Here is a 20,925-nt window from a genome sequence, read left to right on the forward strand (position 1 = left end):
AGTGTTTAAACGGTCAATGGGATGTTAAATGGAGGCGCGTCCCGGAGTCGAACCGAGGTCCACGGATTTGCAATCCGCTGCATAGCCACTCTGCCAACGCGCCTTCGATAATTTGAAGTTCTTTTGAAGTGCCTGATGTATTTTGCTCTTCGTGAAGACGAAGCGAATTATCCATATTCAGTTCTTTAGTACAAGTAATTTTCATAGAAAAAGCCACCAGAACGCATCAAAAGCTCAACTCCCCATCATCTTGTTATTTTTGCCATCAGCTTATGTAAGTGAGCCATAACTTCTTCCCGATGACTTATCACAGAGGTCGATTGAAAAATTGTGAAGTTTTTCTTACACCTATACTGATAGTTAATTAATGAACCAATCTTAACGAACCACGGTGTCAAGACTTGAAAACAACAAGATATAGTGGTTTGATCGCAATCCAACCACAACATAGCACATCACCTGCTCAAAGATGTGCTATTAACATAAGTTAGGAAAGTGAATTCCGACCTATCCCATATGTTGTACAAAAGACAAACATAAGGTGCACTCATAATGGCAAAAACACCCACAGCGAATGAAGGATCTCAGTCAATTGATATCGCTTACCAAGCCACTTCGACCGAAATCTGGGACAGTAAGTACCGCCTGAAGTCCAAACATGGCGACGCCATCGACGTCACGCTTGACGATACCTTCAAACGTGTTGCCCGCGCACTTGCAGATTTAGAAGAAGAAAAAGCCAGAGATCACTGGTACAACGAATTTCTCTGGGCACTTCGCAATGGAGCCATTCCTGCCGGACGTATTACATCTAACGCCGGAGCTTTCGAACATAAACCTGCAACATCAACCATTAACTGTACTGTTTCCGGTACCATCCAGGATTCGATGGACGACATTCTCGGTAAAGTACACGAAGCCGGGCTGACCCTGAAAGCCGGTTGTGGCATCGGCTATGATTTCACGACCCTGCGCCCACGTGGTGCATTCGTATCCGGAGCCGGCGCTTACACTTCCGGCCCGCTATCCTTCATGGATATCTACGACAAGATGTGCTTTACCGTTTCTTCCGCGGGTGGACGTCGAGGGGCTCAGATGGGAACAATGGATATCCGCCACCCTGACATTATCGAATTTATCCGCGCCAAGCGCGAAGATGGTCGTCTGCGTCAATTCAATTTGTCCCTTTTAATCACCGAAGATTTCATTGATGCCGTTAAAAATGATCGTCCATGGCAACTGATTTTCCCAGTAACGGCCAGAGAAGCTCATCAGGACAAACTTGATCTGCACAATGATAATTCGATCGTCTGGGCAGACTGGCCAACGAGAGAGGATCTGGTCGAAGACACTGATGGCCGGGTTGCCTGTAAGGTTTACCGAACTATTCCGGCTCGTAACCTGTGGAACATCATCATGACCTCGACTTATGACTATGCCGAACCGGGCTTTATCCTGATCGACAAAGTCAACGAAATGAATAATAACTGGTTCTGCGAAGAAATCCGCGCTACCAACCCTTGCGGTGAGCAACCTCTTCCCCCTTACGGAGCTTGTCTGCTCGGTTCTGTGAACCTAACCAAGTTTGTCCGCGAGCCTTTCACCGATAACGCCAGCTTCGACTGGGATGCTTATCGCCGCGTCGTCGCTATTTTTACTCGTATGCTGGACAACGTTGTTGAAATCAACAAATTACCGCTGAAAAAACAACGCCATGAAATTGAACACAAACGCCGACATGGCATGGGATTCCTAGGACTGGGTTCTACAACTACCATGCTTAAGCATAAATACGGTAGTGTTGCCTCAGTCGCCTTTACTGAGCAAATCGCCCAGGAGATGGCAATTACCGGCTGGAAAGAAGCACTCAGCCTGGCTAAAGAGAAAGGCACAGCTCCGGTGATGGAAGAAGAATTTGAAATCACCACAAAAATGATGCGCCAACGTCCTGAAATGAAGAAGGACAACATCAAAATCGGCGACAAAGTAAAAGGTAAAGTCCTGCATGCAAAATACAGCCGATACATGCAGCAACTTGCAGAAGTAGAACCAGTTCTTGTTGATGAACTGGCTGAATATGGCGCTCGCTTCACCCATCACAGCTCTATTGCTCCGACCGGCACAATTTCTTTATCACTGGGTAACAACGCAAGTAACGGCATTGAGCCAAGTTTTGCCCACCACTACACCCGAAACGTCATCGTGCCGGGTAAAAAAACCAAAGAAAGTGTTGATGTCTACAGCTTTGAACTGCTGGCTTACCGCGAATTGGTTAATGCCAAAGCCATGCCTTACAGCACAGATGACGATTCAAAATTGCCGGAGTATTTCATCACTGCCGATGATATTACCCCGAGCCAGCATATTGAGGTGCAAGCGGCAGCTCAGCGCTGGATAGATTCGTCGATATCTAAAACGGCTAACGTACCGACCGATTTCCCGTTCGAAGACTTTAAAGACATCTACATGGATGCCTACGACAAAGGACTTAAAGGCTGTACGACATTCCGCTTCAATCCCGAAGCTTTCCAGGGTGTACTGGTGAAAGAAAAAGATCTTGAAAACACGACTTATGTTTTCACCCTGGAAGATGGCTCAACGATCGAAGCCAAAGGTAATGAAGAGGTCGAATACGACGGCGAAACTCACACCGCAGCAAATCTGTACGATGCGCTCAAAGAAGGTTATTACGGTAAATTCTAAGCAGGCGAAATATCATGGTAAAAAAAATCGACAGTAAAATTGTTGGCTTCAAAGTAAAAAGTAAGGAGCAGGAAGCTCAGCCCGCTTCACCAGCCAAGCCGGAAGTTGAGCTTGAGCAGATGCATGAATCAATGCCCCGCCCTGAGAAACTACTGGGAACAACTTACAAACTCAAAACACCGGAACATATTTCAGAGCACTCGCTGTTCATCACTATCAATGATGTTGTTCTGAATGAAGGCACTGAATATGAAGTTCGCCGTCCTTTTGAAGTTTTCATCAACTCAAAAAGTCTGGAGCATTACCAGTGGATCGTAGCCCTTACCCGCATTATGTCGGCAGTATTTCGTAAAGGCGGCGATTGCACCTTCCTGGTTGAAGAGTTACGTTCCGTATTCGACCCTCGTGGCGGTTACTGGAACAAAGGGAAATACGTCCCTTCACTAATTGCAGAAATCGGTAATGTCATCGAACAACACCTGACTGAAATCGGCATGCTGAGTAAACCTGAACCGGATGAACATCAACAAGCATTCATCAATGCAAAAAAAGCTGAACTAACAAGCAAGCCTAACGAACAAGAAGACGATTATGGCAACTTCCCACCAAGCGCAACGCTTTGCTTTAAATGCCATGCTAAAGCAGTCATCATCAAAGATGGCTGCCAAACCTGCCTGAATTGCGGTGATTCAAAGTGTGGTTAACCATCCTTTAAATTCATGATATGAATAACGCCCTGCAATCGAATACTTTCAGGGCGTTTACCTGACATGCTCCGTTGATAAAAAAATAGTCAAGATTATGAATACATTCCCCGATTACTACCTACACGCTCATCTTTAAAACGGACAACCCGTGCCAACCAGACAACCAATGAGATTGGAACGCCACCGAGTGCAACCATGAGTATCTGTATCATAGTGCTATCACTAAGCTCTCTAATCACTAGCGTACTCAAGGCTGACAAATGCAGGCAAAATGTAAAAATAACTCCGGCCAGAAAGCTAAATCCAGGTTCATCACCACTTCTTAGTAATCTAAACAAAGAAGCACAGTGCGCATGTAAAACAAAAAGAGTGAACAGATAACCACAAACCCAAAATAACATCACAGGTCCTCAGCCTTTAATAATCCACGTTTTCTCAACTCCTCTCGAGCCTGTTTCATATCTTCATTTGTCATCGACTTCATAACGCTAGCCAAAACGACGACAATTACCGCCACGCGCGATATGTTAGAAATATTATTCTTTGATATTTTTAATCCTGTGCGTTTCGCGACCTGATTTAAAGATTCCTTCATTATAGGCGTGCCCGCAGCCTCCTCTATATAACCTTTAAATCCGACCAAAGACACGGAGAAAAGCACACCAGCAATAAAACCAACCTCCCACTTAGGCTCAACTGTAAAAAACCATTTACTAATAATTTCGTTGACTGTTTTATTTACTTCGAAATAATCACGCAGCTCCTTATCGGAGAGACACCACTTATTCCAACTAGGGTTAGCTAAGTTTTGAGCAATAAGAGATTGAAGCTTACCAAATAGGGGCTTGTTACCTAACGCCTCAGCTATTCTTAGTACTCTTTGTTGTTCGATTCTCGGCAATTGTCTATAAAGTACTACCCCCACCAATACGGGGAAGGCTTTCTCTTTATTTTTGTGAATAAATTGTAGATATTTATCTAGCCCCATGAACTTACATAAGTAAGCAACGGGCTCTTTGATTGCCCCCTCTAGCTTATACCCTCTTTCTGTCAAAATGATATTAGACACTTATATCTCCCTGATTATTTTGATTAACTTCCATTCCTTACTAGATTAATACTCTATGTCACACAGCCTTACATTCAATGTCAGATACAAAAAGCTCGACGCATCACTTATCTTTGTTAGTTGTATTTCAAAAACTCACATATATAGGTAGAGATATACCGAGAGGCAGCTCAGCATTGACATCACCGACAAGCCATTTATCACACAATTATTACCACCACTTAACATGCACTTATCGAATAAAACCTATATTCCGGTCTATAGCACACTTTTCCAAACAGCCACTTAAATCCTTGTTTCTTTTGAGGTAATAATATTAATCAAGTTAAGGCAACATCCCGACAGGGCATACTGCATCGATAACTCAGATGGTCATTTTGTGAATTTATTTGGTTTCTCAATGTGGTATGAATTATTGATAAAAGAGATATCACCAGCTGTAGACATAACTCCCTAACCACTCCTTTCGTCACCTGAACGAAATCAGTTCTTACTGAGTTCTTTCGCCTACCCCTGGCTTAGCAATGCCGTCCCGACGGTTTGTTGCCACATAACCGATGCTGATAATGACGCTTATCTCAAGTGTGCCTTCGCAGTGTTTTAACTGACATCGGTAAAAAAGGATTTTTCATTAATCAGGAGACTCACCATGAGTGACATTGCGCTCTCTATCAGCATACTCGCGCTGGTAGCGGTGCTTGGACTTTGGATTGGGAACTGGCGTGTCTATGGCGTGGGCCTGGGGATTGGCGGGGTGCTGTTCGGCGGCATTTTTGTCGGTCACTTTACTCACGACTTGGGCCTGGCTCTCGATGCTGAAACCTTGCACTTCATCCAGGAGTTCGGGCTCATACTCTTTGTCTACACCATAGGCATACAGGTAGGTCCCGGCTTTTTTGCCTCTCTCAGAAGTTCTGGTTTAAAACTCAATGGATTTGCCGCCCTGGTCGTGCTGATTGGCTGCATCGTAACCATTATTCTGCATCAACTTTTTGATGTGCCATTACCTGTGATCCTTGGTGTCTTCTCTGGGGCCGTAACAAATACCCCATCTCTGGGTGCCGGTCAGCAGATCCTATCTGAACTGGGTGCTCAGGAGGGAATGCTTGATCTAACGGGTATGGGTTATGCGGTAGCCTATCCTTTCGGGATCTGTGGCATCCTGCTCACCATGTGGATTTTACGATTGGTTTTCCGTGTCGATGTCGATGCTGAAGCAGATGACTTTGAACGCAACCACGGTCATAAAAAAGAAAGCCTGCATACCATCAACGTCGCAGTTAAAAACACCAACCTTAACGGCCTGCTGCTTAAAGATGTACCGGCGCTGACAGAGGGGGATATTGTCTGCTCTCGCCTTAAGCGTGATACACATTTATATGTACCTAAGCCGGATACACGTATCGAAACCAATGACCTTCTTCACCTGGTGGGCGATAAACGTGCATTGGAAAGGGCTCGCCTGGTTATTGGTGAGGAAGTTGACGCTTCGCTTTCTACCCGAGGTACAGAACTGCGCGTTCAGCGTCTGGTTGTAACCAATGAAATTGTACTGGGTAAAAAAATCCGCGACCTGGATTTAAAAGAAAAGTATGACGTTGTTGTTTCGCGACTCAACCGTGCCGGTGTTGAGCTGGTACCTACCAGCCAGTCTACTCTGCAGTTTGGTGACATTCTTAACCTTGTCGGTCGCCAGGAAGCGATTGAAGCTGTGAGCGGTATTGTCGGCAACGCTCATCAAAAACTGCAACAGGTTCAGATGCTGCCGGTGTTTGTCGGTATCGGCCTCGGGGTTCTGCTGGGTTCTATTCCTTTCTATCTGCCAGGCTTCCCGGCGGCAATAAAGCTTGGTTTAGCCGGTGGTCCATTGATCGTAGCTTTGATCCTGGCCCGTATCGGCAGCATTGGTAAGATGTACTGGTTCATGCCACCTAGTGCCAACCTTGCGTTACGTGAAATCGGCATTGTCCTGTTCCTGGCTGTAGTCGGCCTGAAATCAGGCGGCGGTTTTATCGATACTCTGCTTAACGGCGACGGCCTGAGCTGGATGGGATATGGCGCTCTGATTACTTCCATTCCGCTTATCAGCGTCGGCATCATTGCTCGTTTATTCGGTCAGATGAACTACCTAACGATCTGTGGAATGCTCGCTGGCTCGATGACTGATCCACCAGCCCTAGCATTTGCTAACAGTCTGCATTCAACCAGTGGCGCTTCTGCACTGTCGTACGCCACAGTTTACCCTCTTGTAATGTGTTTGAGGATCTTATCTCCTCAGCTGCTTGCCCTCCTCCTCTGGGCTATGTAGCACCTTTGCAAGTCATCTGCCAGATGATGGGCGGGTGGCTTGCTTTTTTTCCTCTCCTATTAACTTACCGCCTTCTTGTCTATCTTCATCTCTTGGCACTTTAATGCTTAAAGGCACATTAATTGTGAGCGACATATCAGTTTGAGACTTAGTGTGCCTAATTGTGCTGACACTCAATAAAGATGTAACAAACTCCGCCGATAATATTAAGACCAAAAGACGGCATGTATGCCGCGTTAACTTATTTTAGCTATCAGTAGAAGAGTCCGAGTTGTCATGAATAAACTAAAACTAAAGAGCAAGTTGCTATTACTTAGCTTATTGCCAATGTTCATTTTTATGGGCGTTTCAATAGGCATTGTTGTATCTCTGGAAAACAAAGCGTTAGACGAACAAGTCACCTATTACAAGGAGCGTTTGATACAAGAACGTAAGGAAAAACTCAAGGATGCAGTTACCGTTGCTCAACATGGCGTCGATGCAATACTTGCTGAATACAGCAACCCGACAGTCGCACTGCAAAAAGTTCGCGAGCTACTAACGCCGTTGCGCTTTTCCAGCGATCGTTCTGGTTACTTCTTTATTTATGACATGAACGGTGTGAACCAAGCCCACGCTACATCACCTAAGAATCATGGTCAGAACCGCCTGAACCTGAAAGATGCTAACGGTGTTTCTTACATCAAAGAACTTATCCAGGCAGCACGTAGCGGTGGCGGTTTTGTTGGCTACAGCTATCCGAAAAGCAGTGGCGGTCAGCCTCAGCCTAAGCTGAGCTACGCTATCACAGTAAACAACGGTAAGTGGTTCATCGGTACCGGTCTGTACATTGATGATATCGACACTGAAGTTGCGGCATACCACACTCAAGCGAAAAACAGCATGGAAGAACGCTTTGAACTGGTTCTTCTAAGCGCTCTTGTTCTGGTCGTCGTTTCTGTTATCTGCATCCTATTTGTTGCCGGCCGCATGACACGCCCGGTTCAGAACATGGCTCAAACCCTGAACGAAATTGCTGATGGTGAAGGTGATCTGACCCGACGTCTGGATGTACAAGGCCACGATGAAATTGCGGAACTAGGCGGGGCTTTCAACCGCTTTGTTGAAAAACTGCAAACCATCATCGCACAGGTCTCTCATGTAACTGAAAACGTTAATGGCGCAGCAGGCAACATCCATGATCAAACTACCCGCCTGACCCAACAGCTTCAGGAACACAACAACGAAACAGAGCAAATCGTAACAGCTGTAACAGAAATGAGCTCAGCGGCCAGCGAAGTGGCAATGAATGCTAACGAAGTTGCCAATGCCACCAGCGCAGCAAGCACGGATTCTCACTCTGCACAGCAACGTGTTGACACTTCTGTGGTCTCTATCACAGCCCTTGTTGATGAAGTGGATCAGGCTGCTCAGCACATCCACTCTCTGAACCAGCAGTCACAGAAGATCGACAATGTACTGAAAGTTATCGGTGAAATTGCAGAGCAGACTAACCTGCTGGCATTGAACGCAGCAATTGAAGCAGCACGTGCCGGTGAGCAAGGCCGAGGCTTCGCAGTGGTTGCCGACGAAGTACGCGGGCTGGCAAGCCGTACTCAGTCGAGTACTCAGGAAATCAAAGAAATGCTTGATGAATTGCATGCTCTTGTTTCTCAAGCCGTATCTTCGATGACCCACAGCCAGTCAACCTGTAACGAAGCCGTAGGTGCAGCGAACTCAATCACCGACAGCCTGTCTTCGGTTACTAACGCCGTTGAAGCTATCAATGACATGACCAGCCAGATTGCAACTGCAGCAACAGAACAAAGCTCAGTAACTGATGAAATCAACCGCAACATGGTTGCCATTCAGGATATCGTTTCTGAATTGATTGAAGCTGGCAGTACATCAGAACAGGTCGTCAACGAACTGAACCACGCAGGAACAGAACTTCAGCATCTTGTTGGTCAGTTCAAAATAAAATAAAACTCACTATCGGACTTAAACCAAAAGCCAGACATCAGTCTGGCTTTTTTATTTCAACGCCCGCTCTATCTAAAGAATGCACCTCAATTAATTTGCATAATATGCAAATTATCAAAACAGCTTCAAGGTATTCATTTTCTGCTTCTGTTAGCGTAATTCAATGTGTTACAGAGCAGACCTGTTATGAAATTAACCCAACTCAATGCATTTAAAGCCGTTGTTGAATGCCAGACTGTTACTGCCGCTGCTGAACGCCTCTGTCTTAGCCAACCTGCAGTAAGTCGACTCTTATCCGGGCTTGAACAACGCCTTGGCTTTAAGCTGTTTATCCGCAAAGGAAACCGTCTGGAACTCAGTGATGAAGGGCAAGCGTTTTATCTGGAAGTGGCGAAAGTATTCGATGCAGTTTCAGGGCTGGATAATGCTGCCGACTCAATCCGCTCCCGCCACTTCGGCAGCCTGAATATCGCAGCAATGCCCCTGCTCTCTAATGCTTTCCTACCCCGTATTCTGGCAACGTTTCTGAAACAGGCACCAAAGATGAAAGTCGGGTTCAAAACCTATCGTTCGGAAGACGTGATCCGCCGGGTTCAGAGCCAGACTACGGATATCGGCTTTGCTTTTGTCGATGAGCACCTGGCTGGTGTTAAAGCACAGAGAGTGGAATGTGAATCCGTTTGCTTACTGCCCGCAGACTCTCAATTGGCTAAGCGTTCTGTAATTGATATCTACGATATCGCCGGACAGGTACTGATCCGCCATGAGAAAGATGTAACCCAACGACGAATTGATGCTCTGTTGCGACGCTATGATCTTTCTACCATTGAGCAGATCGAAGTCTCCCTCGCCAGCACTGCCGCCGCTCTGGTACGAGAAGGCGTCGGTATTGCTATCACCGACCCTTTCACTGCCCATATGGAAAACGAACACCCTCAGGTTGTAATGCGTCCGCTGGTCTTCAGCTTACCGTTTGAATTTGACATTCTTTATCCGGCGTTAAAGCCAGTTCACCGCCATGCCGAACAGTTCATTGAGCAATTTATGCTGCTTGCTGATCAGATGGATATTTACCTCAAAATCGGCCCGATGCGCGACCTTGATGAGCGGTTAACAGCGAGAGTTCACAGTTAACCTGATAGTAAGCGACAATCAGAATCCAACCAAAAACCTTTATTTTTCATTGAATTAAAAAGGTGACGCTCGCTAAGCATTACCTTTTTGCATACTAGTCCCCGCCTTCGTCATTGGCAGCAATACGCCCATCTTCCTTAGTCTGGAAAGCAGATAAATCAAATAACAAGAAGGAAGAAGTTATGAACCCTCGTGTATCCGTGATCGGCTCTGGCAATGCAGGTTTAACAGCCGCTTACCACTTCACTATGCAAGGCGCAGATGTCTGCCTTTATGGTGCTCCGGGATTCGATCAACCACTGACTGATATCGAGCAGCAAGACGGTATCCGTGCGCTGGACAGCTTCAATGATGTCCCGCTTACCTATGACGGCTTCCAGAAGATCGACAAAATCAGCCGGGATCTGGCCGAAACTATTGCTTATGCCGATATGCTGGTACTACCCGTCCCTTCATTTGCTCAGGAACCGCTGTTTATCAACATGCTGCCCCATCTCCGTAATGGCCAGATCATTATGCTGATGCCGGGTAACTATGGCTCTCTGGTTCTGAACCGCCTAAAGAAAGAGCAAGGCTATGCAGACCTTGACCTGACATTCGTCGATGCCATCTCTATCCCTTGGGCAACCCGAATTGTCGGCCCGGCGGAAATCGCCATCCTGGGGATGAAGGAATTTTTGCCAGTTGCCGCCTTCCCGGCAAGCCGTACACAAGATGCGATTGATGCCCTTCAGCCGGTAATGCCACTACCGCTCAAGCCTCTCGATAATGTGCTTGAAGCGGGTTTGGAAAATATCAACTTCGGCGGCCACCCTCTGCTCACCACCCTCAATATGGGGCTACTGGAAAACTATGACGGCCAATTCAATTACTACAAAGACTGCTGCTCTGTATCAACCGCAAAAGCTGCGGCCGTGATGGAAACAGAACGCCAGTCAATCGGTAAAGCGTTGGGTCTGCAACTGCTTCCTGAACTGGAGGCCATGAATGCTTTGTACGATATGGAATGTAAGAGTGTTTATGAGGTAAACCGCACCTCTGAAACCCACGGCAAACTCAACAGCGCGCCAAATTCAGCCAGCAACCGTTACATCACTGAAGACGCAGCCTACCTGCTGGTTCCTTGCTATGAACTGGGTCAGCTGGTTGGTGTTGAAACTCCAATGATTACCTCCTGCCTGCATATCGATAACGCCTATAACGAAACCAACTATTTCGAAACAGGAAGGACACTGAAACAAATGGGCTTAAACAACATGTCAGCTCAAGAAATCATGGACTTCGTTAATTAGAAGGTGGGGCCACTATTGGTCACTACCCGTTTATGGGGCGAAAGCCCCATTTGAAACAAGAGGACATCCCTATGACAAAAATTAAATTTCCCTCTGCCTACACAATCCTGATGATTCTGACCGTTTTAATGGCTGTTCTGACCTGGGTTATACCAGCTGGACAGTATCAGATGGAAACCAATGAAACGCTGGGGCGCATGGTACCGTTGGTCGGCACATATCAAACCGTGGACTCCAATCCACAAGGTTTCGTCGACATCCTGATGGCTCCGATTCAGGGCTTCTATGACCCGAGCAGCTATGCGGCGCGTGCTGTTGATGTAGCACTGTTCGTTCTGGTCATCGGCGGCTTCCTTGCAGTTGTCACCCAAACCGGTGCAATCGATGCAGGTATCGCCGGCACCATGAAACGCCTGGCCGGACGTGAAAAATGGATGATCCCTATCCTAATGGGACTATTCGCCCTGGGCGGTACTGTGTATGGCATGGCAGAGGAAACCATCCCATTTTACGCCCTGCTTATCCCTGTAATGATAGCCGCAGGCTATGACAGTATTGTCGGTGTTGCCATTATCATGGTTGGTGCCGGTATCGGGTGTCTGGGCTCAACCATCAACCCGTTTGCTACAGTAATTGCTTCCAACGCAGCTGAAATCAACTTTATGGAAGGTTTCGCTCTTCGCGCGATTATCCTGGTTCTGGGCTGGGTAGCTTGCGTGATTTACGTGATGCGCTATGCCGAAAAAGTAAAACGTAATCCGGAGCTATCCATTGTTGCAAACCAGAGAGAATCTAATCTCAACCATTTCCTTCATAGCAAGCAACAAGAGACACCGGAACTGACCAATACCCGTAAAGCCGTTCTAGCTATCTTCGGCCTGACTTTTGCGGTCATGATGTGGGGTGTGTCCGTTGCCGGATGGTGGATGGCGGAACTGTCTGCCCTGTTTATCGGCTCCAGTATCCTGGTTGGCTTTGTCGGCCGTATGTCAGAAGTGGAAATCACCGACAGCTTTGTTAATGGTGCCCGAGACTTACTTGGCGTCGCACTGATCATCGCCATTGCCCGAGGCCTGGTTGTGGTGATGGATAACGGCAACATCACTCACACCATCCTTCATTATGCAGAAGGCTTACTGGGCGGACTAAACGACGTTGCCTTCATCAATGCTATCTACTGGGTTGAAGCTGTAATGTGTCTGGTAGTGCCATCATCATCCGGCCTCGCGGTACTTTCAATGCCGGTTTTGGCACCACTGGCTGACTTTGCCGGTGTTGGCCGAGAGTTGGTAGTGACAGCTTATCAATCAGCTTCCGGCCTGCCTAACCTGGTTACCCCGACATCCGGCGTCGTGATGGGTGGCCTGGCAATCGGTCGTGTTGCTTACTCATCCTGGTTGCGATTCATTGGCCCGCTGCTGGGTATACTGACAGCTATGGTAATGGTGCTGTTGAGTATCGGCGTCATGATGGGCTAGCCCGCTGATAACTAAAATATTCTAATAAACTCTCCACAACGCGATAGCTCAGTTGGCTATCAAAATAAAGCCAGACTTCGTGTCTGGCTTTCCCTTTAATAATTCCTGTCAGCATAAGTACTTGATCACACCTGCTGGTTAAATGAAATCGAGGTAATGTGACTTAAACGACTTCAAAGACGGGAATAAATCAGTCAATGCTCCCTGATAACCAAACCAGCGAGCTAGCGAGGCATTCACCTGATCTGCTGCAATTTCCGGGACAATACGACCATTCTTATAATCATACTGACTGCCCGGTACCAGTTCAGGCCATTTGCCGTAAGCTTTACCGCCTTTAACTGCACCACCGACAACAATCTGATGCCCTGCCCAGCCATGATCCGTACCGGTTTCATTGGCCATTATCCGACGACCAAAATCAGACATGGTAAACGCTGTTACTTTGTCTGCAATCTGAATGCTTTTCATATCCAGGTAGAAAGCCGCCATCGCATCAGATACCTGCTGCAACAAACCTGCATGCTTGGCCTGTTGATCTTTATGAGTATCAAAGCCACCTAAACCGACAAAATAAATCTGGCGCTGATGGCCGAGGTCAGCCCTGGATCGGATTAATTTCGCAGTAGTTTGTAGCGAGTGGCCTAAATGCGTATCAGGATATCCGGTCAGTTCACCGACATTGCCCAGTGCCTCTTTGGCTTTTTCATTGTCATAATATCTGTCAGCCATCGTTTCAGAGTAATTATCCGCATACAGGTTACTGAACTTTTCGTTGAAATGACGCAGCATAGCTTCATATCTTTCCGGAGTTTTCAAGCCGCTGTATTCACCCGCACCGTCTGTGGTCAACACCAACTGTTCATGGTTTTCACTTCTCAGCCACTTCTTCTCACCATTTAGTGAAATCAGCGGAGAAAGTGAACCCGGTAAATGCATATCCCTAACCATTCTCCCGGCCCAACCTAACTTGTCCTTCATATTTTCCGCACCGGACTGCCACATGGTTTGCTGTAAGTTATGAGCCATCAGGAATTCGGGTAATTCCGGATTAGCAACCGCACTACCAATAACAGGTTCAACAAGTTGCCCGGAATTGACAATAACCGTCGCTTTTTTATCCTCGGTAAAAACTGCCTGCAAACTTTTCATTGATGGATGTAAGGCCAAAGGCACGCCGTTATCAGTCGCAATACCTATACTAACGGCCTCTTCCCGCACAATTGCCAGTTCAGGCCTAGCATTCAAGTAATCCGAATATTCCGCATCATTATCCGGAATGACCATGTTATAAGCATCATTACCACCGAACAGAAAAATACAAACAAGGGCTTTAAAATCGCCTTCCTGCGCATGAGCAATATTGATTCCTGTCACTGCCGGAGCCAATGATGTCGCACTTAATGCAGCACTTCCTTTGAGAAAATTACGTCGTGTGATCTTCATAGCTTACTCCTGGCAACGAAATTCAGGGGAACATTGAACGGCAAACAGTGTGTCCTTTATTTTTCTGTCAGCAGATTTGTTATTCAGCTCAAGGCCTTCGAGCATCCCTTTCAGAAACAAGGAAAGCTCAGATGACATCAAACCTCCGAACAAGCGCTCATTAACCAATGCGACATATTCATCGGGCTGACTCACTGTCCGTTCATATTCACTGCGATCCCACGACCACTTTTTCTTATTTGTCGATTGCGATGAGGCGATACAAATCCACATTCGGTTCGATATTCGCCGCACAACATCCATCGACAAAATGCCAAACTCTGGTGATGATAATAGTTTGTCGTTAATTTCCCCCTTGGGAGCATAATCCGGCTCATAGAAATTAAACACACTGGGTGCCCTGAGCGGTGCCTGGCCGTAATTCTTCTGACTTGATGCGAAATCCCACCAGCGCTCCGGATCGTTGCTTTTGACATCCAGCGCCCGACATAAATTAGCCATAGCAACTATCGGTTCTTTTACCTTGCCAAAATTGCGACTGCTTTTACCCGTATTTTGATAATCAGCCATGGCTTTTCCTGCAAGGACATCTTCATCAAGCAATATGGCTTTGATTACGGCCTCCATATCGCCCCATATCCCTTTACCGTTATCCTTAAATACTTTGACCACTCGATCGATATAACTTCGCCGCGGGTTGCTGATGGTCAATCGTTTAATCAACAGAATTGAAATAAATATCGGGGTATTCGGGTGGTTAACTAACAGGTCAATGGCCTGTTCCAAATCCTGTTCTGCCGTCTGCCCCTGTGCAAAAACCTGCCCCAGGACTTTCTTTTCACCGGTGTCATGCCATCGACTAACCGAATACATTGGTTTCAAATATGTATCCTTACGCCAGCCTGTAAACACTCGAGCCAACTCCTCGACATCTTCCTGGGTATAGGTGGGAATTTTATTCCCGAACGAATCCAGTTTTGGCATTCCGTTAGAATGCAGCTGCCATAACCCGAGGCTGAACAATTGCATAACTTCACGAGCATAATTTTCATCCGGAAAAGTATTTTTCACCGAATCTGCTTTCTTACTGCCGATTAAGGTAAGGTATTTGCCCATGGCCGGACTCAACGTGACGGTTTTTAATATGTCCCTAAAATTACTGAAAGCATGTTGAACCAGTAGATCATAATATTCCGCCAAAGCCTGTGAATCCGGTCCACCAGAGCGAGACACCACGAAGATCTGACTCAACGCGTAAGCCACTCGCTGACGTAATTGGTCTTTCCCTTCAAGAGTATTGGCCCACCATGCACTTAAACGGACACCTTCTCCCAGAGAGGTCCCGCTAGCCGAAGCAAATGCTTCAGCTGATGGACGGTGTAAACTGGGAGCCAAACGAAATTGCTCACCAAACCAGGCATCAATTCCCATTGCACTTAAGGATTCAATCTCACCCGGTTTGGGGCCAAATGTTGCTCGATACAGAAATTTAGCCACCTGTACCCTGTCTTCCTTTTGAATAGCCAATGTGACGTCCTCTTTCTCTATTGGAATTGTTCTATCAAATGACTAGTAGCTGCATATCTAAGCTTATTTGAATTGAATTAAAGAAAAGAAATACCAGGAAGGAATTAATTATTTGTGGAATAAAGGTAACGAATTAAGTCTGCACTGATGCAAAACAATTAGGCCTGACTGGAAATAATGTGATGTTTTGCCCAAAGCAGTCTCTGAAAAACAAACCAATAAAACTAAAAAGCCCGGAAAATAATCCGGGCTTTGGAACTAAAATATTCAGCGAATAATTATAACTTGCTAATCAATCGCTCAAACTCATCAATTTGCTGTTTAACCATATCAACACTTTGCTGCCAGAACTCCGGCTGGCGAATATCCATGCCAAGGTGTTTCTTAACCACCTCTTCGGCTGTCATAGAACCCGTATCACGCAGCAAGGCTTTATAGTCCGAATAGAACTGCTCACCTTTCGCTTCGCGCTGGGCATAAACACCTTTACTGAACAGATAACCGAACAGATATGGATAGTTATAGAAGCTGATTTCAGGAATGCTGAAGTGCAGCTTGCTGGCCCAGAACATGCTATTGGTTTCGTCCATCACATCGCCATACCACTCACGCCAGGTCTCTGACATCAGCTGTTTTAGCTGCTCAGGTGTAAATTCACCGTTTGAGCGCTGTTCGTAGAAGGCTTTTTCGAACTCATAGCGAACTGGAATATTAACCATCAACGCCAGAGCCGACTGCGCTTCTTCCCACAGCATCATCAGCTTGTCCTGATCATTCTGGGCTTTTTCCAGCAGCGCATCACGAACGATATTCTCAGCAAAAATAGATGCTGTTTCAGCCAGTGTCATCGGGTACTCAGTTTCCACCAGAGACATATCACGCATTACCCAGTTGTGGAAAGCATGACCCAATTCATGCGCCAGAGTAAGAACATCCGACATGCTGCCACCCCAGGTCATAAAGACCAGAGGCGTTCGAGTATCAACAAACTTAGTGCAGTAAGCACCTAAACGTTTTTTCGGCTGAGGTGCAGCATCAATAAGCTTCCTTTCGACCATCATGTCGACAAAATCAGACATTTCCTGATCAACACCGGCGAACGCATCACGGATAATCGCAATACCCTGCTCAAAGCTATAGCTTTCACCTTTACTACCTTGCAGTGCAGGCATTGAAGCCAGCTCATCCCATGGTTTGAGCTTGTCTGTTCCGAACAGTTTTGCCATTTGCTGCCCGGCATTACGACCGACAAGCTGATTGTCTCTGGCAACCTGAATCATGGCATCCAGTGTTTGCTTCTCAATACGACTGGTGTGCAGGCTAGAATCAAGAAAATGTACCTGATCGGTGTGGCTGCGCTTTTCATACTCCGTTAAGCGCCCACCCGCGAGACCGTTAAGAATAGCGGCGAAGGTCTGCTCATGTACTTCCATGATGTCAGAAATCGCTCGCCATGCCGGTTCACGACGTTCACTATCCGGGCCATAAAGAATGCTGGCCGCCTGCGACAGTCCCATCGTTTCTTCACTGCCGTCAGCCAGTTGGAGCGTCACTTTTAAACTACCGGTCAGATTATCGTAAAGACGTCCCCAGGCATTTCGTCCATCCACATTCATTGCAGACAGCAACTGTTCTTCACCAACAGAAAGCAGACGATTTCGCTTCAGGCGATCGCGTTTGAGGCGAAAACGGTGATGCGCCAGACTGCCGCTTTCCTGGTTACCAGCGAGCACAGCGTCAAAATCACTGTCATCCAAATTAATCAGAGCCTGCAAATACGGATTAAGCGCCTGCTCAAACTTCGAAAATAACTGATCCAACTGACCTGACAGTTTTTTCGCACCATCATTTGCGGCATCAACTGACGTTAAACAATTGGCATAGCTTGATAAAGTACGAACTTTAACTGCAAGCTGATCCTTTAGCACAATCGCCTTCATCAGATCATCAAGGCTGTCCGGATTTAAAGACGCCAACTGGCTAGTTTTTTCTTCGATTATTTTAATGTCTTGTTGAATTTTCGGATCGGAAAGATCCTGGTAGGCAATCGACAAATCCCAGCTTGGTGCAGTCATTTATCACTCCTTTATTGAGAATAGTTTTAAGTAACTATACCCAAATGGTCTCAGGTTACCGTTTTCAGAATGAGATCACTTGGGTATGACTTAATCAGAAAAAATCAGACATGACTTTCCGTCATGTTCTACCCGCTGGACACGGGTTACAAAGGTCTGTTCCAGCCGCTCGACAGTCATTACGTCATCCGGAGCCCCCTTCGCCACACAGGAGCCGTTTTTCAACAGCATCACTTTATCGGCTTCACGAAGGCTGCGATTCAAATCGTGGTTAGCCATCACAACAGCAATGCCTTTTCCTGCCATCATACGGATCAGCTTATACATCGCGGCTTCCTGTCCTATATCCAGCGCCGCGGCAGGTTCATCGAGGAGCAACAACTTTGCTTCAGGATTCAGTGTAGGCCAGACTTGCAAACACGCCGCTGCCAAGCGAACACGTTGCCATTCACCGCCAGATAATTGCTGAATATTACGGGTCAGCTTATCGGCAATATTGAGTGCCTGACATACTTCGTCTAAGGCTTCCTGGATTTTTTCAGGCACAGCCTCTGTCAAAGCGGATAAGGCCAGCGAAAGGTAATGGTAGACACCAACTGAAAATGCCGGGCGATCCTGCTGGGCAAGATAACAACGCATTCTTGCCAGCATCTGAAGATCATAGTCAGCAATTGGCTTGCCAAGCAGATTGATCTCACCGTCTCCGTCAAACAAGCCGGAAAGCATCGACAACGCAGTACTTTTCCCGCTACCGTTGGGACCGATCAAGTGAACAATCTCTCCTGCGTCAATTGAGAAAGACACGGGTAGCAAACGCGGTGGCATTGCCAGGTTTTTAACCTCTAAGATCACCCTTTCATCCTTCTTTTGATATTTGCTTTGTGATGTCATGACGAGAAACTCAATCGATTTGGGATCTTAGCAGCATCCAGATAAATACAGGTGCACCAATACTGGTGATCACCACCCCGACAGGCAGTTCTGCAGAAGGTAAAATGATCCGGGACACAGTATCAGCAACTGCTAATAACAAACCACCTGTCATCGCAGACAGCGGCAACAAAAAACGGTTCTCTGTTCCCAATGCAAGGCGAAGCAAATGAGGCACAACCAGACCGATAAAGCCGATAACACCACCCAGCGCTACAGCGGCACCGACCAGCAGCGAAACGACTAAAATCAAACGCCAGCGAAACGCCTCAACATTCAGGCCCAGCTGCTTGGCCTGCCCTTCCCCCAACATCAGCAGATCCATTTTCTTACCCTGCAAACACAGCCAGACGAGAACAGGAATAACCAGCAACAACAGAGAAAGATGTGTCCAGCTTACCCCGCCGACACTGCCCATCAGCCAGTACAGTAACTGGCGCAGGTTAAGATCATCACTAAAGTAAAATGCCCAGGTAACAATAGCACCGGACAGAATGCCAAGAGCGACACCAATTAGCAGCAATCTGGCGGTGGAAACCTTACGTCGCCGTGATAATCCGACCAGGATCGATGTAAAACACAAGGCACCGACCATCGCAGCCAGCATCATAACGACAGGAGCAGGCTCAAAAGGTAGCGCGAAGAGCACGACAACCAAAGCCAGGCTTGAGCCACCGGAAATTCCTAACACACCAGGTTCCGCTAAAGGATTCCCCAGCAACACCTGAAGCACTGCACCTGACACAGCAAGGGAGGCACCGATAGCAACCGCGGCCAATAACCTTGGCATCCGTAGTTGCAACAATAACTGCTGTTCTAAACCGCCGTCCGGGGCCCAGGGCAGGATAAACAGCTCACCGACTGCGAGAGAAAAAACACTGACGGCCAGCAAAGCGACTGCAATCAGAATAAAGCTGAACTTCCACCTTGCCTGCTGGCGAGAAATAAGATCGTTTAAATGCATTGGTCGAACACGGTAAAAAGGAAGCTTTAACCATACCGTCTCACCGTAAGATTGGAAAGCAGACTACCTGTAATTTGAATTATATATCAGTCAATTGCCTGCTTTTCACCAGATTAGAAGCGATTTACTGACGTAACGTCACTTGTTCGCCAAGATCTACATCCGCCTGTTGAACAAGAAGGCATGCCCGGTGTCCGAGCGCAACCCGGGAATTAGGGAACACTACCGCCTCTCCGCCTGACAGGGAAAAGTACTCGACGTCCTCATCGCTTCCCAATAATTTCCCTTGTTCAAAGAATGTGAAATTGGCGAGCTCATCTGGGAAGGTAAAAGAAAATTGTTCTGAGTGTTTAATCAGTGTCCGAGTAACCTTATAGATTTTGAGCTCATCGTTTTGCCATTCAGAGGGAAGTTCCTGCTCGGTTACCAATGCAAGCAGAGCCTCATAAAATAGCTCCAGAGAAGACAAGTCGTTCTCGCCGAATTCTGCGACTTTTCCCAATTCCAACGTCAAGGCCTGAGCGGCATAATACTCCGCACTGTGCCAACTAAATGTTGGCGAAGATGCATTTGACATCAACACGGCTTCAATTCCGGCCCTCGACAAAAAGGAAAACAAACGGTTACTACGGGTCGGTTTAGCGGTAAATGGGCTAACCGCAAAGGTATAATGCTTTGAATCTCGAATAGCGCTGTGCATATCTAAATGCCAGCGGTCTTTATTCTCCGCTCTTGAACCGGCAAAAAAGTGACTGATTACCTTCTGGAGCTGATTTGCAACTTTACAGTCAACATTGCGTTCTTCATTGTGGCCTTTAAAAAGACGGTTCATATTTTCATCGATATAACGGGTCTGAGCATTGATAGCTTCCGGGTGACCGATAATCAATAAGATTCGATGAGCCGGTATAACCCGCCCCTGCAAAACCCCTTCCGTTAACCTCTGCACCAACTCGATAGGACTGGTTTCATCACCATGAATACCGGATGAAAGCACAATGTCTTTCTCTGTCCCCTTGATATTTGGCGGTGTCACCTGAAGCACACCACGCATTAATAGCTGGCATTGAACTCCGGATGAAACTGTCCATTCAGCCGTTTCAAAAGGCTGTGATAAATCCAGCGTCGCACCGAGAAAGTCTCCGTCCCTGACCTGCTGTACTAACGCCATACATAACCTCCGTGTTATTACTGTTATTCAGTGGATGTCACTACATATCAACATACCAAAAGGTTACACCTTTGTAACATTGTTATTTTAAGTTTGTGATATTCAATAACGGGAAAAAGATAGGAAAAAGAAGCTGGAAGGGAAAGATATAAGAAGCAA

At 46.7% G+C, this 20,925-nt stretch carries 14 protein-coding genes and 1 tRNA gene; 7 read left to right on the plus strand and 8 right to left on the minus strand.

The annotated features are described in order from the left end of the window. Positions 1-29: 29 nt before the first annotated feature. A tRNA-Cys gene (locus C942_RS20430) sits at positions 30-103 on the minus strand. Between the two features lie 449 nt (positions 104-552). Here C942_RS20430 and C942_RS20435 point away from each other — a divergent pair. Continuing rightward, complete coding sequence (locus tag C942_RS20435) at positions 553-2,703, plus strand: adenosylcobalamin-dependent ribonucleoside-diphosphate reductase (RefSeq protein ID WP_007469821.1); 2,151 nt, start codon at positions 553-555, stop codon at positions 2,701-2,703. Positions 2,704-2,717: 14 nt separating this feature from the next. Beyond that, the gene (locus C942_RS20440; RefSeq protein WP_007469823.1) at positions 2,718-3,407 is read left to right on the plus strand and encodes a TSCPD domain-containing protein; all 690 of its coding nucleotides are present in this window, start codon (positions 2,718-2,720) and stop codon (positions 3,405-3,407) included. Positions 3,408-3,810: 403 nt separating this feature from the next. Here the strand turns inward: C942_RS20440 and C942_RS20445 are convergent, their stop codons facing one another. After that, positions 3,811-4,479 (minus strand): hypothetical protein, encoded by a 669-nt coding sequence (locus C942_RS20445; RefSeq protein WP_007469825.1) that lies wholly within the window; start codon positions 4,477-4,479, stop codon positions 3,811-3,813. Positions 4,480-5,128: 649 nt separating this feature from the next. Between C942_RS20445 and C942_RS20450 the strand changes: the two genes are divergently transcribed. The 5 genes from C942_RS20450 (at position 5,129) to C942_RS20470 (ending at position 12,653) form a co-directional block, all read left to right on the plus strand. After that, a complete protein-coding gene (locus C942_RS20450) occupies positions 5,129-6,787 on the plus strand; it encodes a putative transporter (protein ID WP_007469827.1) in 1,659 nt (552 codons plus the stop codon). Positions 6,788-7,063: 276 nt separating this feature from the next. Beyond that, positions 7,064-8,752 carry a methyl-accepting chemotaxis protein gene (locus C942_RS20455; RefSeq protein WP_007469829.1) on the plus strand — a complete coding sequence of 563 codons (1,689 nt, stop codon included), beginning with the start codon at positions 7,064-7,066 and terminating at the stop codon, positions 8,750-8,752. Positions 8,753-8,935: 183 nt separating this feature from the next. Then, positions 8,936-9,883, plus strand: a complete 948-nt coding sequence (locus C942_RS20460; protein WP_007469831.1) for a LysR family transcriptional regulator — start codon at positions 8,936-8,938, stop codon at positions 9,881-9,883. 182 nt (positions 9,884-10,065) lie between these two features. Further along, complete coding sequence (locus tag C942_RS20465) at positions 10,066-11,175, plus strand: NAD/NADP-dependent octopine/nopaline dehydrogenase family protein (protein ID WP_007469834.1); 1,110 nt, start codon at positions 10,066-10,068, stop codon at positions 11,173-11,175. Between the two features lie 71 nt (positions 11,176-11,246). Beyond that, positions 11,247-12,653, plus strand: a complete 1,407-nt coding sequence (locus tag C942_RS20470) for a YfcC family protein (RefSeq protein ID WP_007469836.1) — start codon at positions 11,247-11,249, stop codon at positions 12,651-12,653. A 138-nt stretch (positions 12,654-12,791) separates the two neighbouring features. On the opposite strand, the gene C942_RS20475 is transcribed toward C942_RS20470, so the two are convergent. The 6 genes from C942_RS20475 to C942_RS20500 all read right to left on the minus strand — a co-directional run bounded on the left by C942_RS20475 (position 12,792) and on the right by C942_RS20500 (position 20,766). Further along, a complete protein-coding gene (locus tag C942_RS20475; RefSeq protein ID WP_007469841.1) occupies positions 12,792-14,099 on the minus strand; it encodes a DUF1501 domain-containing protein in 1,308 nt (435 codons plus the stop codon). Positions 14,100-14,102: 3 nt separating this feature from the next. Then, positions 14,103-15,626, minus strand: a complete 1,524-nt coding sequence (locus C942_RS20480; protein ID WP_157372667.1) for a DUF1800 domain-containing protein — start codon at positions 15,624-15,626, stop codon at positions 14,103-14,105. A 278-nt stretch (positions 15,627-15,904) separates the two neighbouring features. Beyond that, positions 15,905-17,701, minus strand: a complete 1,797-nt coding sequence (locus C942_RS20485) for a M3 family oligoendopeptidase (protein WP_007469845.1) — start codon at positions 17,699-17,701, stop codon at positions 15,905-15,907. A gap of 90 nt (positions 17,702-17,791) precedes the next feature. Continuing rightward, positions 17,792-18,553, minus strand: a complete 762-nt coding sequence (gene btuD, locus C942_RS20490; protein WP_083882384.1) for a vitamin B12 ABC transporter ATP-binding protein BtuD — start codon at positions 18,551-18,553, stop codon at positions 17,792-17,794. Between the two features lie 49 nt (positions 18,554-18,602). Then, positions 18,603-19,595 carry a vitamin B12 ABC transporter permease BtuC gene (gene btuC, locus C942_RS20495; protein WP_007469850.1) on the minus strand — a complete coding sequence of 331 codons (993 nt, stop codon included), beginning with the start codon at positions 19,593-19,595 and terminating at the stop codon, positions 18,603-18,605. 124 nt (positions 19,596-19,719) lie between these two features. After that, the gene (locus tag C942_RS20500) at positions 19,720-20,766 is read right to left on the minus strand and encodes a succinylglutamate desuccinylase (RefSeq protein WP_007469852.1); all 1,047 of its coding nucleotides are present in this window, start codon (positions 20,764-20,766) and stop codon (positions 19,720-19,722) included. Positions 20,767-20,925 lie beyond the last annotated feature (159 nt).

Source organism: Photobacterium marinum (assembly GCF_000331515.1).
Taxonomy (GTDB): Bacteria; Pseudomonadota; Gammaproteobacteria; order Enterobacterales; family Vibrionaceae; genus Photobacterium; species Photobacterium marinum.